This is a genomic window from Pararhodobacter sp. (assembly GCF_036802785.1).
GTDB lineage: Bacteria > Pseudomonadota > Alphaproteobacteria > Rhodobacterales > Rhodobacteraceae > Pararhodobacter.
The window spans coordinates 13,047-25,997 of sequence record NZ_DAIRVN010000071.1; the positions used below are offsets into that span (position 1 = coordinate 13,047).

Consider the following 12,951-nt stretch of genomic DNA (forward strand, 5'->3'; position numbering starts at 1 on the left):
GTGATTGGCTGTTTTCCGCCGCCGGGCGTTAACCCTTCAGCACCGAAGCAATCGCCGCTTCGACCTCCGCCATCGGGGCAAGGCCATCGACCACATGAAGGCTGCCCTTCGCGTGGTAATAACCGATGAGCGGCGAGGTCTTCTTGTAGTATTCCATCAGCCGCTGGCGCAGGCTTTCCTCATTGTCGTCGCCGCGCCGCTGCAGATCGGTGGAACCGCAGACATCGCAAACGCCCGGCACCTTGGTCGGCTTGGTGCGGTCATGATAGACCTCACCGCAGTTGCCGCAGGTGAAGCGGCCGGTGATACGGTCCACCAGCGCTTCATCATCAACGCGCAGTTCAATCACGCCATCAAGGGCAAGGCCCTTTTCTTCCAGAAGCTCCCCGAGGGCATCGGCCTGGGCCAGCGTGCGGGGGAATCCGTCAAAGATCACCCCGCCCGTGGCCGAGGCGCTGTCCAGCGCCTCGCCGATCAGGCCGATCACGATCTCGTCGGTGACGAGTTCGCCGCGATCCATCACTTCCGCCACGCGGATGCCCATCTCCGTGCCCGAGGTGCGGGCGGCGCGCAGCATGTCGCCGGTGGAAAGCTGGATCATGCCCTTTTTCTCGACAAGGTTCCGCGCCTGTGTGCCCTTGCCTGCGCCCGGGGCGCCCAGAAGAATGATGTTCATCGCAGCGCGGGCCCCTTCTTGGTGGTGCTGCGCTTGCGACCGCGCAACTGCGATTTCTCCAGCAGCCCTTCATACTGATGCGCCACAAGATGCGACTGCACCTGACTCATCGTATCAAGCCCCACCGCCACGATAATCAGCACCGATGTGCCGCCAAAGTAGAACGGAATCGACAGCTGAGCGCGCAGGATTTCCGGCATCAGGGCAACGCCGGTCAGATAGAGGGCACCGACCGTCACAATCCGGGTGACGACGTAATAGAGGTATTCCTCGGTGCGTTTGCCGGGGCGGATACCGGGAATGAAGCCGTTCTGGTTCTTCAGATTCTCGGCCACATCATCGACCTTGAACGACACGTTGAGCGTGTAGAAGAAGGTGAAGAAGATGATCATGGCGGCGAAGAACAGCAGGTAAAGCGGCTGGCCCGGGCCGAAATAAGCCAGCAGCGTCGCCATGAACCCGCTGGACGACCCGCCCGAGAAGGTGGCAACCGTGGTCGGCAGCAGCAAAAGCGACGAGGCAAAGATCGCCGGAATCACGTTGGCCGGGTTGACCTTGATCGGCAGATGCGACGAGCCGCCGTCAAATACCTTCATCCCCACCTGACGGCGCGGATACTGGATATGCACTTTTCGGAGCGCGCGCTCCATAAAGACCACAAACGCCACCAGCGCGATCATCAGCAGCAAGATACCGATCACCACAACCGGGCTGACGTTGCCAGAGCGGCCCTGCGACAGGAACTGCGCCAGCTGCGCCGGAATTTCAGCGATGATGCCGACAAAGATGATCAGCGAAATACCGTTGCCGATGCCACGCGCCGTGATCTGCTCGCCCAGCCACATCAGGAACAGCGTGCCGCCGACCAGCGTGATGATGGTGGAAATGCGGAAGAACCAGCCCGGATCGGTCGCCAGATCGCCCGCCTCAAGGCTGAGGGCAAGACCATAAGACTGCATCAGGGCAAGGAGGACCGTGCCATAACGGGTGTATTGGTTCAGCTTGCGCCGCCCCAGCTCACCCTCTTTCTTCAGCTGTGCCCAGGGGCCATACATGGCCGAGACAAGCTGCACGATGATCGACGCCGAGATATAGGGCATGATCCCCAGCGCAAAGATCCCCATGCGCGAGATGGCACCGCCGGTGAACATGTTGAGCATGCCGCCGATGCCTGCCGCGGCCTCATCCATGAATTCGCGCAGCGCACTGCCGTCGATGCCGGGAACCGGGATATAGGTGCCGATCCGGTAGACGATCAGAAGCCCGATTGCGAAGAAGATCCGCTGGCGCAGATCCTTTGCCTTCGCGAAAGCGGCCCAGCTTGTGTTCGCCGCCATTTGCTCTGCAGCAGATGCCATATGCACGTCTCTTTCATGACGGCGCCGCCAGACCGGTTCCCGGTTGGCGGCGCAGGAAAACCTGTGTGATGATGTAAGCGCCCTTGCGGCGGCTCACAACACCTTATTCAGCCGCTGCGGCCACCGGCTCAGCAGTTTTCAGCGTGCCACCCGCTTTTTCGACCGCTTCGACAGCCGCCTTGGACGCGCCCGAGACAACCAGCGCAACCTTCTGCGCGATCTCGCCCTTGGCCAGAACGCGGATGCCATCCAGCTTGCGGCGCACCAGACCCGAGGTCACCAGCACATCCTCGTTGATCTCGGCCTTGGCGTCGATCTTGCCGGCCTCGATGAACTTGGCGATGGCGCCAAGGTTCACAACGGCCCAGGATTTGCGGTTCGGCTTGGTGAAGCCACGCTTCGGCAGACGGCGGTACAGCGGCATCTGGCCGCCCTCATAGGCGTTGATCGACACGCCCGAGCGCGATTTCTGGCCCTTGATACCACGGCCAGCCGTTTTGCCCTTGCCCGAACCGGGACCACGCGCAACGCGCTTCTTGGTCTTGGAGGAGCCGGGATTGTCGTGAAGTTCGTTCAGTTTCATGTCGCATTCTCCTTGGCCGGAATACCCCTCCTGCGACGGATCAGGGGCAACGCGGCACTGTGTGTTAAGGCCGTGTCGGATGACACGACTCATCATCGGACCGGCGCGGTATATCCGGCGCGCCCCGGTTGCGCAAGGTTCCCTGTGCAGAACCCCCGCGCATAACAAAATTCCCTCGCGGCGGCCTTGGGCCTATTCGGTTTCCGCCGGAACGAAGGCGATGTTGCCAAGATTGGTGTCGATACCCCAGCGCCTGCGCACCATCAGGGTTCCGTTGACGATGTAAAGCTCCGCGACCAGATACCTGTCCAGCCCTTCGGTCCGGGGGTTCCATATCCGTATGGCGTCATCCTGCCGGCCGGGAATGCCGCGAACCAGCCGGAAACGATCTTCCGGGTGATGCTGATGCAGATGGTCCATAAAGGCCAGTACGGCATTGTAGTCAGTAACGCGCTCATCGGTGAAGTAACATGCCGCTTCAAGCCCGCCTGCCACACCGCCCAGCACAAGGGTGGCAGGCGCCGAGAGAATCGCGCCAGCAGTGCCGGCAATGGCGCCGAGCGCCCCGGCGGCAGAGGCCCCGATGGCGCTGGAGCCAGCCTGAAGAATTGTATAATAGCCCGTCGCCCCTATGACAGCACCACTGCTGGCGACAAGAGTGCCTGCCCCGGCTGACATGCTCGTCACGGCGCCGCCGACCATCGTGCTGGGGCGGTAGTTGCAGACCCCCGCCATGGCCGATGCTGCGGTGGCAAACACAATCACCGAACCCAAGAGTACGCTTTCAGCTTTCCGCATCTGTAGCCTATTGCTTTGCATCGGTGAACCTTGCCGCTGTGCCAGCGGCGTTATGCGCGAGCATACACATACCAGCCCCGCTGCGCACTGCCGGAGCGATCACGAAACGGAGTGCGAAAGCCTGAACCGGAACGCAAAGCGCCCCGGCTGAACCGGGGCGTGCTGTTCTGTTATGCGGCATCCGGCGTGGACGCCGGAGAAAGGCCCTTGAAAGGGCCTTCGCCCGCGCGCGTGTCAGCCGCGCTCTTCGATGATCTGCACCATGTGCGAGACCGAGGCGACCATACCGCGGACCGAGGGGGTATCCTCCAGCTCGCGGGTGCGGTGCATCTTGTTCAGGCCCAGGCCCTTCAGCGTAGCACGCTGAACGGCAGGACGGCGGATCGGTGAGCCGATCTGCTTGACGACGATGGTTTTTGCCATGGTTCCGCTCCTTAAGCTTCGACTGGCTGCTGCTGCAGCTCGCCATCAGGCTTGCGCAGGATGTCGGCCACCTTCTTGCCGCGACGCTGCGCGACCTGACGGGGGCTGGCTTCCTTACGCAGACCGTCCATGGTGGCGCGGATCATGTTGTAGGGGTTCTGGCTGCCGAGCGATTTTGCCACGACATCCTGAAGGCCCAGCATCTCGAACACGGCACGCATCGGACCACCAGCAATGATACCGGTACCGGCCACAGCCGTCCGCATCACCACTTTGCCCGCGCCATGACGCCCTTCGATGTCATGATGCAGCGTGCGGCCATCGCGCAGCGGCACCCGGATCATCTGGCGCTTGGCCTGCTCGGTCGCCTTGCGGATCGCCTCGGGGACCTCTTTGGCCTTGCCCTTGCCGAAGCCCACACGGCCCTTCTGATCGCCAACGACCACCAGTGCCGCGAACCCGAAGCGCTTGCCGCCCTTCACAGTCTTCGACACACGGTTGATCGCTACCAGACGATCGGCGAATTCCGGGGTTTCTTCGCGATCACGACGATCGCGGTTATCCCGGCGGTTATCTCTCTCTGCCATAATCGTCTCCTCAGAACTTCAGGCCGCCTTCACGGGCGGCTTCGGCGAGTGCCTTGACCTTCCCGTGAAAGAGGAACCCGCCACGGTCGAAGTAGCACGCTTCCACACCGGCGGCTTTCGCGCGCTCGGCAAGGGTCGTGCCGACCTTCGCGGCAGCCTCGACGTTGTTGACACCAACCACACCCAGCTCTTTTTCGAGTGTCGAGGCCGCCGCGACGGTAATCCCCTTCACATCGTCGATCAGCTGGGCGCTGATGTTCTTGTTCGAGCGGTGAACCGACAGGCGCAGACGGCCGTTGGCAGTTTTCCGCAGTTTGTTCCTCACGCGCAGGCGGCGTTTCTGGAACAGCTTCGCTTTTGTGTTCGCCATGATACGCGCCCTTACTTCTTCTTGCCTTCCTTGCGGAAGATATACTCATCCTTGTAGCGGATGCCCTTGCCCTTGTAGGGCTCGGGCTTGCGCCACTCACGGATATTCGCCGCAACCTGGCCGACGAGCTGCTGATCGATACCTTCGATCACTACCTCGGTCGGTTTCGGCGCACTCACGGTCACACCGGCAGGAACCTCGAAGATCACTTCGTGGCTGTAGCCGAGCGACAGCTTCAGATCCTTGCCCTGCATCGCCGCGCGGTAACCCACGCCGACCAGTTCCAGATCTTTCTTGAAGCCGCCGGTCACGCCCTGCGCAAGGTTCGCCACCATCGAGCGCGAAAGGCCCCATTGCTGACGCGCCCGCTTCGAATTTCCGCGCGGTTTGACGGTTACGGTGTTGCCATCGACGATAAGGTCGATGTCATCGGTTGCGGTGAAGCTGCGGGTGCCCTTGGGGCCCTTGACCGAGATGGTCTGGCCCGAAACACTCGCCGTCACGCCCGAAGGCAGCTCAACCGGCTTTTTGCCAATACGAGACATTTCAGCCCTCCTCAGAACACGCGGCAGAGCACTTCGCCGCCAACATTGGCCGCGCGCGCTGCTGCATCTGACATGACGCCCTTAGGAGTGGACACCACCGAAACACCAAGGCCATTGCGGACCATCGGAATTTCCTTGGAACCGGTATAGACCCGGCGGCCCGGTTTGGACACGCGCTTGAGTTCGCGGATCGCAGGTTCGCCCGAGGCGTACTTGAGCGAGATTTCCAGTTCGGGATGTCCCAAAGCGCTGGTCACAGGCTCGTAGCCGCGGATGTAGCCTTCGGCTGTCAGCACATCCAGCACCCAGGCGCGCAGCTTCGACGCGGGCGAGCGCACGGTCGATTTGCCGCGCATCTGCGCGTTACGGATACGTGTCAGCATATCACCGAGAGGATCGTTCATTGACATGGTCTCTCCTCCCTTACCAGCTGGACTTGACCATGCCCGGAACTTGCCCGAACGAGGACAGTTCACGCAGCATGATCCGCGACAGTTTCAGTTTACGATAGTAGGCCTTGGGGCGGCCCGTCAGCTCGCAGCGATTGTGCAGACGCACCGTCGAGGAGTTGCGCGGCAGCTGGGCAAGCTTCAGATTCGCCTTGAAGCGGTCTTCCATCGACACATTCTGGTCATTTGCGACGTCTTTGAGCGCGGCGCGCTTGGCGGCATACTTTTGCACCAGGCGCTGACGCTTCTTCTCGCGTTCGACCATGGATTTCTTGGCCATGTTTCTCTCTCCGTCCTGCGTCAGCTGTTGAAGGGCATGTTGAATTGCTTCAACAGGGCCTTGGCTTCCGCGTCGGTTTGCGCGGTGGTGCAGATGATCACATCCATGCCCCAGACTTCATCGACCTTGTCGAATTCGATCTCGGGGAACACGATATGTTCCTTGATGCCCATGGCATAGTTGCCACGCCCATCGAACGATGAACCCTTGACGCCGCGGAAGTCGCGGACGCGGGGCAGTGCGACGGTGATCAGGCGATCAAAGAATTCGTACATCCGGTCGCCGCGCAGGGTGACCTTCACGCCCAGCGGCATTTCCTCACGGACCCGGAACCCGGCGATCGAGTTCTTGGCCTTGGTGATGACTGCCTTCTGACCAGCGATCGCGGTCAGATCCGCCTCGGCCGATTTCACCTTCTTGGTGTCCTTGACCGCTTCGCCGATGCCCATGTTCAGCACGATCTTATCGAGCTTGGGCAGCTGCATTTCGTTCTTGTAGCCGAATTCTTCCATCAGCGCCGCACGGATGCGGGTTTTGTATTCCGCCTTCAGACGCGGGGTATAGGTGGCTGTGTCAAGCATCAGAGGGCCTCCCCGGTGGTCTTGGCAAAGCGGACTTTCTTGCCGTCCTCGACGCGGAAGCCCACACGAGTGGCCTTGCCGTTCTTGTCCAGTGCCGACAGGTTCGACAGGTCGATCGGCATCGCTTTCGGAATGCGGCCGCCCTGGCTGGTCTGGCTTTGCTTGGTGTGGCGGATGGAAATGTTGATCCCGTCCACGATGGCCTGGTTGTCGGCGGGCATCACCTGGGCGATTTCGCCCTGCTTGCCACGGTCCTTACCGGCCAGAACGACGACCTTGTCGCCCTTCTTGAGTTTCGCAGCCATCAGAGCACCTCCGGCGCAAGCGAAATGATCTTCATGAAGTTCTTTGCGCGCAGTTCACGCACGACCGGCCCGAAGATACGGGTACCAACGGGCTCACCCTGGTTGTTCAGGATGACGGCCGCATTGCGGTCAAAGCGGATGGCGGTGCCGTCTTCACGGCGAACTTCCTTGGCGGTGCGCACGACGACGGCTTTACGCACGTCGCCCTTTTTGACACGGCCTTTCGGAATGGCTTCCTTGACCGACACCACGATGATGTCGCCCACGGATGCATAGCGGCGATGCGAGCCGCCCAGAACCTTGATGCACTGCACCCGGCGAGCGCCGGAGTTGTCAGCAACATCCAGATTGGTTTGCATCTGGATCATTTAGGTTTCTCCCGACCTTTGGGCACCTTAGCCCAGGGTTTCGATCAAACCGGAGTCTGTGACGGTCAAGCCGAAGCTTCGGTCACAACCCTCCAGCGTTTGGATTTCGAGACCGGCGCGCATTCCTCGATACGGACTGCATCACCAACCTTGAAGCTGTTCTCAGGATCGTGGGCGCGATATTTCTTCGACGACCGCACGGTCTTTTTCATCACCGGATGCGTGAAGCGGCGCTCGACCAGAACCGTTACGGTCTGCTCATTCTTGTCGCTCGTCACGGTGCCTTGCAGGATGCGTTTGGGCATGTGCGTGCTCCTCAGTTCGCCGCCGCTTCAGCGGCTTTTTGGTTCAGGATCGTCTTGACGCGCGCGGCATCGCGGCGGACCTGACGGATACGGGCAGTGTTCTCAAGCTGGTTGGTGGCCTTCTGGAAGCGCAGGTTGAACGCCTCCTTCTTCAGTCCCACCAGCTGATCGCGCAGCTGATCCGGTGTCTTGTTTCTCAGTTCATCGGCGCTCATCGCCAGTCTTCCTTTCTGCTCACCAGAGGGCCCCTTCAGGGTCACCCTTTATCTGGTGATTGACAAAATACGCGATGGCCCCACCCTCACAGGCGGAGCCTCGCAAAACTTACCAGTCTTCGCGAACGACGACACGGGTCTTGATGGGCAATTTCATCGCCGCAAGACGCAGCGCTTCCCTTGCCACAACTTCACCCACCCCGTCAATCTCAAACATGACGCGGCCGGGTTTGACCTTGGCGGCCCAGTAATCGACCGAACCCTTGCCTTTACCCATCCGTACCTCGGTCGGCTTCGACGAGACCGGGACATCAGGGAAAATGCGGATCCAGACACGGCCCTGACGCTTCATGTGGCGCGTCATGGCGCGGCGTGCGGCCTCGATCTGGCGCGCGGTGATACGCTCCGGTTCGGTAGCCTTGAGGCCGAAGGAGCCGAAATTCAGGTCAAAGCCGCCCTTGGCCTCGCCGTGAATACGGCCCTTGTGCATCTTGCGGAACTTCGTCCGTTTCGGTTGCAGCATGGTTTATCTCCTGTCGGCGGTTCAGCGACGCGGGCGCTGCGCGCCACCGCTGTCCTGAAGCTCGGTATGACGGCGATCACGCGCCTGCGGATCGTGCTCCATGATGTCGCCCTTGTAGATCCAGACCTTGATCCCGATGATGCCATAGGGGGTCATAGCCTCGGCGAGCGCATAATCGATGTCGGCACGCAGCGTGTGCAGCGGCACACGGCCTTCGCGGTACCACTCGGTCCGGGCGATCTCGGCACCGCCAAGGCGGCCCGCGACGTTAACCCGGATACCCAGCGATCCCATGCGCATGGCGTTCTGCACGCTGCGCTTCATGGCGCGGCGGAAAGAAACCCGGCGCTCAAGCTGCTGAGCAATCGATTCGGCCACCAGCTGGGCGTCCAGTTCGGGTTTGCGGACCTCGATGATGTTGAGGTGCAGTTCCGAATCGGTGAAATTCGCCAGCTTCTTGCGCAGGGTTTCGATATCGGCGCCTTTTTTGCCGATGATCACGCCCGGGCGCGCGGTGTGGATCGTCACCCGGCACTTCTTGTGCGGACGCTCGATGATGACGCGGCTGACGCCGGCCTGCTTGCACTCTTCCTTGATGAACTCGCGCATGCGCAGATCTTCAAGCAGGAGGTTGCCATAGTTTTTGCCGTCGGCGAACCAGCGGCTGTCCCAGGTGCGGTTGACCTGGAGGCGCATGCCAATCGGATTGACCTTCTGACCCATTACGCTTGCTCCTCGCGCTCACGCACCTTGATAGTGATTTCTGCAAACGGCTTCATGATCTTGCCGAAGCGGCCACGCGCACGCGGGCGACCGCGCTTGAGTGTCATGTTCTTGCCGACCCAGGCTTCAGCCACGACGAGATTGTCCACGTCCAGGCCGTGGTTGTTCTCGGCATTAGCAATGGCCGATTGCAGGCATTTCTTCACATCGATCGCGATGCGCTTTTTCGAGAAGGTCAGATCGGCGATTGCCTTGTCGACCTTCTTGCCGCGGATCAGACCGGCGACGAGGTTCAGCTTCTGCGGCGATACGCGCAGCATGCTGGTTTTCGCCATGGCCTCGTTATCTGCCACGCGGCGCGGATTTTGCTCTTTACCCATGGCGCTTACTTCCGTTTCGCTTTTTTGTCGGCCGCGTGACCGTAGTAGGTCCGCGTCGGCGAATATTCACCGAACTTCTGGCCGATCATGTCTTCGGACACGTTGACGGGGATATGTTTTTTCCCGTTGTAGACGCCGAAGGTCAGGCCGACAAACTGCGGCAGGATCGTCGAGCGGCGCGACCAGATCTTGATAACTTCGTTGCGGCCCGATTCACGCGATTTCTCGGCCTTTTTCAGGACGTGCGCATCGACAAAGGGGCCCTTCCAAACTGAACGTGCCATGGATTAGCGACCCTTCTTCTTGGCGTGGCGCGAACGGATGATGTATTTGTCCGTCGCCTTGTTCGAACGGGTCTTGCGGCCCTTGGTGTCCTTACCCCAGGGGGTAACCGGCGTACGGCCACCCGAGGTACGGCCTTCACCACCACCATGCGGGTGGTCGATCGGGTTCATCGCAACACCGCGAACGGAGGGGCGGATGCCGTAATGGCGGTTCCGGCCAGCCTTGCCGAGGTTCTGGTTCGAATTGTCCGGGTTCGACACGGCACCGATGGTGGCCATGCATTCCTGACGGACCATCCGCAGCTCGCCCGAGGAGAGGCGCAGCTGGGCGTAACCACCGTCACGGCCCACGAACTGAGCATAGGTGCCCGCCGCGCGGGCGATCTGGCCGCCCTTGCCGGGCTTCAGCTCCACGTTGTGGACGATCGTACCCAGCGGCATGCCCGAAAACGGCATCGCGTTGCCCGGCTTCACGTCAACCTTGGCCGCGGCGATCACTTTGTCGCCGATGGCAAGGCGCTGTGGCGCCAGAATATAAGCCTGTTCGCCGTCTTCATAGCGGATCAGCGCGATGAAGGCGGTGCGGTTGGGATCGTATTCGATCCGTTCGACGACCGCTGCGATATCAAGCTTGTTGCGCTTGAAATCGACGATCCGGTAGAGACGTTTCGCCCCGCCGCCGATGCGGCGCATCGTGATCCGTCCGGTGTTGTTCCGACCGCCCGATTTGGTCAGACCCTGCGTCAGGGCCTTCACGGGGCGACCTTTCCAAAGCTCCGAACGGTCGATCAGAACCAGCCCACGCTGGCCAGGCGTCGTCGGTTTATACGACTTGAGTGCCATGCTTTCTGTCTTCCGTCAGCTTCGGACCATAAGGTCCCGTTTACGTCAAAAGGCAGGAGATCCCACCAAATGATCAACGGCCCCGATGGGCGGGGCCGCTGAGTCGCGTCTCTTTATCAAAGGCCGGTCGTCACGTCGATAGCATTTCCCTCTTCGAGGGTGACGTAGGCCTTCTTGACGTCCTTGCGGCGGCCGAGCTGGCCCCGGAAGCGTTTCACCTTGCCTTTGGTGATCGTCGTGTTCACCGCCTTGACCTTCACACCAAAGAGGTTTTCGACAGCCTCCTTGATCTGCGGCTTGTTGGCGTCGATCGCCACTTCAAAGACAACCGCATTGGCTTCAGAAGCCATCGTTGCCTTCTCGGTGATGACCGGCTTGCGGATCACATCGTAATGTTCAACTTTCGCGCTCATGCCAGTCGAGCCTCCAGTGCTTCGATACCCGCACGCGTGATCACCAGGGTGTCACGCTTGAGGATGTCATAGACGTTCGCACCCATCGACGGCAGGATATCCACGCCATCGAGGTTGCGCGCGGCGGCGGCGAAATTCTCGTTCACCTCGGCGCCGTCGATGATCAGGACCTTTTTCCAGCCCAGATCGTGCGCCACCTTCGCCAGCATCGCGGTCTTGGCTTCGGCCAGTTCAGCCGAATCCAGGATCACCAGCTTGCCCGCGAGGGCCTTGGCCGAAAGCGCATGCTTCAGACCCAGCGCCCGGACCTTCTTGGGAAGGTCAAAGGCATGGCTGCGCGGGGTCGGGCCCTTGTAGACACCACCCTTGCGGAAGATCGGCGCCTTGCGGCTGCCGTGGCGTGCGCCGCCGGTGCCCTTCTGGCGATAGATCTTCTTGGTCGAATAAGACACGTCCGAGCGGCCCAGCACCGAGTGGGTGCCAGCCTGTGCCTTGGCACGCTGCCAGCGGACAACGCGGTGCAGAATGTCGGCGCGCGGCTCAAGGCCATAGATCGCGTCGTTCAGCTCCACTTCGCCGGCGGCAGCATTATCGAGCTTGATCACCTCGATTTTCATTTGTCGTCTCCTTCGGGCGCTGCGGTGTCAGTAGCGTCCTCAGCCTTCGCCAGAGCGGCCTCCTGCTCTGCCGCTGCTGCCTCAAGCTGAGCCCGGTTTGCGGCCTCTTCTTCGGCAGCAGCCTGCGCGGCGGCCGCCTCAGCGGACTTGCGCGCAGCCTCGGCGGCTGATTTCAGGGCCGCCGGCAGGATCGCGTTCTCGGGGAACGGCTTCTTCACCGCATCCTTGACCGTCACCCAGCCACCTTTCGAGCCCGGCACCGCGCCCTTGACCATGATCAGGCCACGGTCGGAATCGGTGCTGACAACCTGCAGGTTCTGCGTGGTCACGCGGACGGCACCCATGTGGCCCGCCATCTTCTTGCCTTTGAACACCTTGCCGGGGTCCTGGCACTGACCAGTCGAACCATGCGAACGGTGGCTGATCGACACGCCGTGCGAGGCGCGCAGACCACCGAAGTTGTGGCGCTTCATCACACCGGCAAAGCCTTTGCCGATCGATGTGCCGGCAACATCAACATATTGCCCGGCAAAATAATGATCGGCGGTGATTTCTTCACCAACACCGATCAGGTTGTCAGGGCTGACACGGAATTCGGCCAGCTTGCGCTTCGGCGCGACATTCGCCTTGGCGAAATGCCCGCGCATCGGCGCAGTGACCCGTTTGACCTTTGCGGCGCCCGCGCCCAGCTGGACGGCTGTATAGCCATCCCGCTCGGCGGTGCGCTGCGCGACCACCTGCAGCCCGTCCAGTTGAAGGACGGTCACGGGAACCTGCTTCCCATCCTCCAGGAACAACCGGGTCATGCCCAGCTTTTTTGCAATCACTCCAGAGCGCATTGTCCGGCTCCTCAAACCTTGATTTCGACATCCACGCCCGCGGCGAGGTCGAGCTTCATCAGCGCGTCCACCGTCTGCGGTGTGGGGTCGACGATGTCGAGCAAACGCTTGTGGGTACGGATTTCCCACTGGTCACGCGACTTCTTGTCAATATGGGGCCCACGGAGAACCGTGAACTTTTCAATCTTGTTCGGCAGCGGGATCGGCCCGCGAACCTGTGCGCCCGTGCGTTTGGCCGTGCTTACGATTTCCGCGGTGGAAGCATCCAGAACGCGGTAATCGAAGGCCTTGAGCCGGATGCGGATAGTTTGACCTTGCATGTCCTTGCCCTCGGAATGGTGGGTGGGGCGAGCCCCACCCTTACCGCTTCTTTTTACTTGATGATTTTCGAGACGACGCCAGCACCGACGGTGCGGCCGCCTTCGCGGATGGCGAAGCGGAGCTTCTCTTCCATTGCGATGGGGGCGATCAGCTCGACTTCGAACT

At 61.1% G+C, this 12,951-nt stretch carries 25 protein-coding genes; all 25 read right to left on the reverse strand.

The window, feature by feature from the left end:
- Window positions 1-28 precede the first annotated feature (28 nt).
- Window positions 29-676: an adenylate kinase gene (locus tag V7Q53_RS18770; RefSeq protein WP_333830308.1), complete on the reverse strand. Its 648-nt coding sequence runs from the start codon at window positions 674-676 to the stop codon at window positions 29-31.
- Window positions 673-2,034, reverse strand: a complete 1,362-nt coding sequence (secY, locus tag V7Q53_RS18775) for a preprotein translocase subunit SecY (protein ID WP_333830309.1) — start codon at window positions 2,032-2,034, stop codon at window positions 673-675. The genes V7Q53_RS18770 and secY overlap by 4 nt, the downstream gene beginning before the upstream one ends.
- A gap of 103 nt (window positions 2,035-2,137) precedes the next feature.
- On the reverse strand, window positions 2,138-2,617 hold the full coding sequence (rplO, locus tag V7Q53_RS18780; RefSeq protein WP_333830310.1) for a 50S ribosomal protein L15: 480 nt from the start codon (window positions 2,615-2,617) through the stop codon (window positions 2,138-2,140).
- Window positions 2,618-2,809: 192 nt separating this feature from the next.
- Window positions 2,810-3,415 (reverse strand): hypothetical protein, encoded by a 606-nt coding sequence (locus V7Q53_RS18785; RefSeq protein ID WP_333830311.1) that lies wholly within the window; start codon window positions 3,413-3,415, stop codon window positions 2,810-2,812.
- A 234-nt stretch (window positions 3,416-3,649) separates the two neighbouring features.
- On the reverse strand, window positions 3,650-3,838 hold the full coding sequence (rpmD, locus tag V7Q53_RS18790; protein ID WP_333830312.1) for a 50S ribosomal protein L30: 189 nt from the start codon (window positions 3,836-3,838) through the stop codon (window positions 3,650-3,652).
- Window positions 3,839-3,849: 11 nt separating this feature from the next.
- The gene (rpsE, locus tag V7Q53_RS18795; RefSeq protein WP_333830313.1) at window positions 3,850-4,425 is read right to left on the reverse strand and encodes a 30S ribosomal protein S5; all 576 of its coding nucleotides are present in this window, start codon (window positions 4,423-4,425) and stop codon (window positions 3,850-3,852) included.
- A gap of 10 nt (window positions 4,426-4,435) precedes the next feature.
- A complete protein-coding gene (gene rplR / locus V7Q53_RS18800) occupies window positions 4,436-4,795 on the reverse strand; it encodes a 50S ribosomal protein L18 (protein ID WP_333830314.1) in 360 nt (119 codons plus the stop codon).
- An 11-nt stretch (window positions 4,796-4,806) separates the two neighbouring features.
- Entirely contained in the window at window positions 4,807-5,340 is a 534-nt protein-coding gene (rplF, locus tag V7Q53_RS18805; protein WP_333830315.1) for a 50S ribosomal protein L6, read from the reverse strand.
- Window positions 5,341-5,351: 11 nt separating this feature from the next.
- Entirely contained in the window at window positions 5,352-5,750 is a 399-nt protein-coding gene (rpsH, locus tag V7Q53_RS18810; RefSeq protein WP_333830316.1) for a 30S ribosomal protein S8, read from the reverse strand.
- 13 nt (window positions 5,751-5,763) lie between these two features.
- Entirely contained in the window at window positions 5,764-6,069 is a 306-nt protein-coding gene (gene rpsN / locus V7Q53_RS18815) for a 30S ribosomal protein S14 (RefSeq protein WP_333830317.1), read from the reverse strand.
- A gap of 20 nt (window positions 6,070-6,089) precedes the next feature.
- Entirely contained in the window at window positions 6,090-6,650 is a 561-nt protein-coding gene (gene rplE / locus V7Q53_RS18820; protein WP_333830318.1) for a 50S ribosomal protein L5, read from the reverse strand.
- A complete protein-coding gene (gene rplX / locus V7Q53_RS18825; protein WP_333830320.1) occupies window positions 6,650-6,955 on the reverse strand; it encodes a 50S ribosomal protein L24 in 306 nt (101 codons plus the stop codon). Before rplX ends, rplE begins: the two co-directional genes overlap by 1 nt.
- Window positions 6,955-7,323, reverse strand: a complete 369-nt coding sequence (rplN, locus tag V7Q53_RS18830) for a 50S ribosomal protein L14 (protein WP_013066055.1) — start codon at window positions 7,321-7,323, stop codon at window positions 6,955-6,957. Before rplN ends, rplX begins: the two co-directional genes overlap by 1 nt.
- A gap of 65 nt (window positions 7,324-7,388) precedes the next feature.
- The gene (gene rpsQ, locus V7Q53_RS18835) at window positions 7,389-7,628 is read right to left on the reverse strand and encodes a 30S ribosomal protein S17 (protein WP_333830325.1); all 240 of its coding nucleotides are present in this window, start codon (window positions 7,626-7,628) and stop codon (window positions 7,389-7,391) included.
- 11 nt (window positions 7,629-7,639) lie between these two features.
- Window positions 7,640-7,843: a 50S ribosomal protein L29 gene (gene rpmC / locus V7Q53_RS18840; protein ID WP_333830326.1), complete on the reverse strand. Its 204-nt coding sequence runs from the start codon at window positions 7,841-7,843 to the stop codon at window positions 7,640-7,642.
- 109 nt (window positions 7,844-7,952) lie between these two features.
- Window positions 7,953-8,366 (reverse strand): 50S ribosomal protein L16, encoded by a 414-nt coding sequence (rplP, locus tag V7Q53_RS18845; RefSeq protein WP_333830328.1) that lies wholly within the window; start codon window positions 8,364-8,366, stop codon window positions 7,953-7,955.
- 21 nt (window positions 8,367-8,387) lie between these two features.
- On the reverse strand, window positions 8,388-9,089 hold the full coding sequence (gene rpsC / locus V7Q53_RS18850) for a 30S ribosomal protein S3 (RefSeq protein ID WP_333830329.1): 702 nt from the start codon (window positions 9,087-9,089) through the stop codon (window positions 8,388-8,390).
- Window positions 9,089-9,469: a 50S ribosomal protein L22 gene (gene rplV, locus V7Q53_RS18855; protein ID WP_333830330.1), complete on the reverse strand. Its 381-nt coding sequence runs from the start codon at window positions 9,467-9,469 to the stop codon at window positions 9,089-9,091. The genes rpsC and rplV overlap by 1 nt, the downstream gene beginning before the upstream one ends.
- A 5-nt stretch (window positions 9,470-9,474) precedes the next feature.
- A complete protein-coding gene (gene rpsS / locus V7Q53_RS18860; protein WP_333830331.1) occupies window positions 9,475-9,753 on the reverse strand; it encodes a 30S ribosomal protein S19 in 279 nt (92 codons plus the stop codon).
- A gap of 3 nt (window positions 9,754-9,756) precedes the next feature.
- The gene (gene rplB / locus V7Q53_RS18865; RefSeq protein ID WP_333830332.1) at window positions 9,757-10,596 is read right to left on the reverse strand and encodes a 50S ribosomal protein L2; all 840 of its coding nucleotides are present in this window, start codon (window positions 10,594-10,596) and stop codon (window positions 9,757-9,759) included.
- A 116-nt stretch (window positions 10,597-10,712) separates the two neighbouring features.
- The gene (locus tag V7Q53_RS18870; protein WP_333830333.1) at window positions 10,713-11,009 is read right to left on the reverse strand and encodes a 50S ribosomal protein L23; all 297 of its coding nucleotides are present in this window, start codon (window positions 11,007-11,009) and stop codon (window positions 10,713-10,715) included.
- The gene (gene rplD, locus V7Q53_RS18875) at window positions 11,006-11,626 is read right to left on the reverse strand and encodes a 50S ribosomal protein L4 (protein ID WP_333830334.1); all 621 of its coding nucleotides are present in this window, start codon (window positions 11,624-11,626) and stop codon (window positions 11,006-11,008) included. Before rplD ends, V7Q53_RS18870 begins: the two co-directional genes overlap by 4 nt.
- The gene (gene rplC / locus V7Q53_RS18880) at window positions 11,623-12,465 is read right to left on the reverse strand and encodes a 50S ribosomal protein L3 (RefSeq protein ID WP_333830336.1); all 843 of its coding nucleotides are present in this window, start codon (window positions 12,463-12,465) and stop codon (window positions 11,623-11,625) included. The genes rplD and rplC overlap by 4 nt, the downstream gene beginning before the upstream one ends.
- A gap of 11 nt (window positions 12,466-12,476) precedes the next feature.
- Entirely contained in the window at window positions 12,477-12,785 is a 309-nt protein-coding gene (gene rpsJ / locus V7Q53_RS18885) for a 30S ribosomal protein S10 (protein ID WP_209426390.1), read from the reverse strand.
- Window positions 12,786-12,838: 53 nt separating this feature from the next.
- Window positions 12,839-12,951, reverse strand: a 113-nt coding sequence (locus tag V7Q53_RS18890) for a hypothetical protein (RefSeq protein ID WP_333830337.1), incomplete at its 5' end; no start/stop codon positions are given.

Coding starts and splice junctions, on each gene's coding strand:
- rplR (WP_333830314.1), bottom strand. CDS start 4,795: ATGGCGAACACAAAAGCGAAGCTGTTCCAGAAACGCCGCCTGCGCGTG.
- rplP (WP_333830328.1), bottom strand. CDS start 8,366: ATGCTGCAACCGAAACGGACGAAGTTCCGCAAGATGCACAAGGGCCGT.
- rplF (WP_333830315.1), bottom strand. CDS start 5,340: ATGTCTCGTATTGGCAAAAAGCCGGTTGAGCTGCCTTCGGGCGTGACG.
- rpsJ (WP_209426390.1), bottom strand. CDS start 12,785: ATGCAAGGTCAAACTATCCGCATCCGGCTCAAGGCCTTCGATTACCGC.
- rplB (WP_333830332.1), bottom strand. CDS start 10,596: ATGGCACTCAAGTCGTATAAACCGACGACGCCTGGCCAGCGTGGGCTG.
- rplV (WP_333830330.1), bottom strand. CDS start 9,469: ATGGGTAAAGAGCAAAATCCGCGCCGCGTGGCAGATAACGAGGCCATG.
- rplX (WP_333830320.1), bottom strand. CDS start 6,955: ATGGCTGCGAAACTCAAGAAGGGCGACAAGGTCGTCGTTCTGGCCGGT.
- rpsC (WP_333830329.1), bottom strand. CDS start 9,089: ATGGGTCAGAAGGTCAATCCGATTGGCATGCGCCTCCAGGTCAACCGC.
- V7Q53_RS18785 (WP_333830311.1), bottom strand. CDS start 3,415: ATGCGGAAAGCTGAAAGCGTACTCTTGGGTTCGGTGATTGTGTTTGCC.
- rplE (WP_333830318.1), bottom strand. CDS start 6,650: ATGCTTGACACAGCCACCTATACCCCGCGTCTGAAGGCGGAATACAAA.
- rpsN (WP_333830317.1), bottom strand. CDS start 6,069: ATGGCCAAGAAATCCATGGTCGAACGCGAGAAGAAGCGTCAGCGCCTG.
- V7Q53_RS18770 (WP_333830308.1), bottom strand. CDS start 676: ATGAACATCATTCTTCTGGGCGCCCCGGGCGCAGGCAAGGGCACACAG.
- rpsS (WP_333830331.1), bottom strand. CDS start 9,753: ATGGCACGTTCAGTTTGGAAGGGCCCCTTTGTCGATGCGCACGTCCTG.
- rplC (WP_333830336.1), bottom strand. CDS start 12,465: ATGCGCTCTGGAGTGATTGCAAAAAAGCTGGGCATGACCCGGTTGTTC.
- rpsE (WP_333830313.1), bottom strand. CDS start 4,425: ATGGCAGAGAGAGATAACCGCCGGGATAACCGCGATCGTCGTGATCGC.
- rpmD (WP_333830312.1), bottom strand. CDS start 3,838: ATGGCAAAAACCATCGTCGTCAAGCAGATCGGCTCACCGATCCGCCGT.
- rplN (WP_013066055.1), bottom strand. CDS start 7,323: ATGATCCAGATGCAAACCAATCTGGATGTTGCTGACAACTCCGGCGCT.
- rplO (WP_333830310.1), bottom strand. CDS start 2,617: ATGAAACTGAACGAACTTCACGACAATCCCGGCTCCTCCAAGACCAAG.
- V7Q53_RS18870 (WP_333830333.1), bottom strand. CDS start 11,009: ATGAGCGCGAAAGTTGAACATTACGATGTGATCCGCAAGCCGGTCATC.
- rpsH (WP_333830316.1), bottom strand. CDS start 5,750: ATGTCAATGAACGATCCTCTCGGTGATATGCTGACACGTATCCGTAAC.
- secY (WP_333830309.1), bottom strand. CDS start 2,034: ATGGCATCTGCTGCAGAGCAAATGGCGGCGAACACAAGCTGGGCCGCT.
- rpsQ (WP_333830325.1), bottom strand. CDS start 7,628: ATGCCCAAACGCATCCTGCAAGGCACCGTGACGAGCGACAAGAATGAG.
- rpmC (WP_333830326.1), bottom strand. CDS start 7,843: ATGAGCGCCGATGAACTGAGAAACAAGACACCGGATCAGCTGCGCGAT.
- rplD (WP_333830334.1), bottom strand. CDS start 11,626: ATGAAAATCGAGGTGATCAAGCTCGATAATGCTGCCGCCGGCGAAGTG.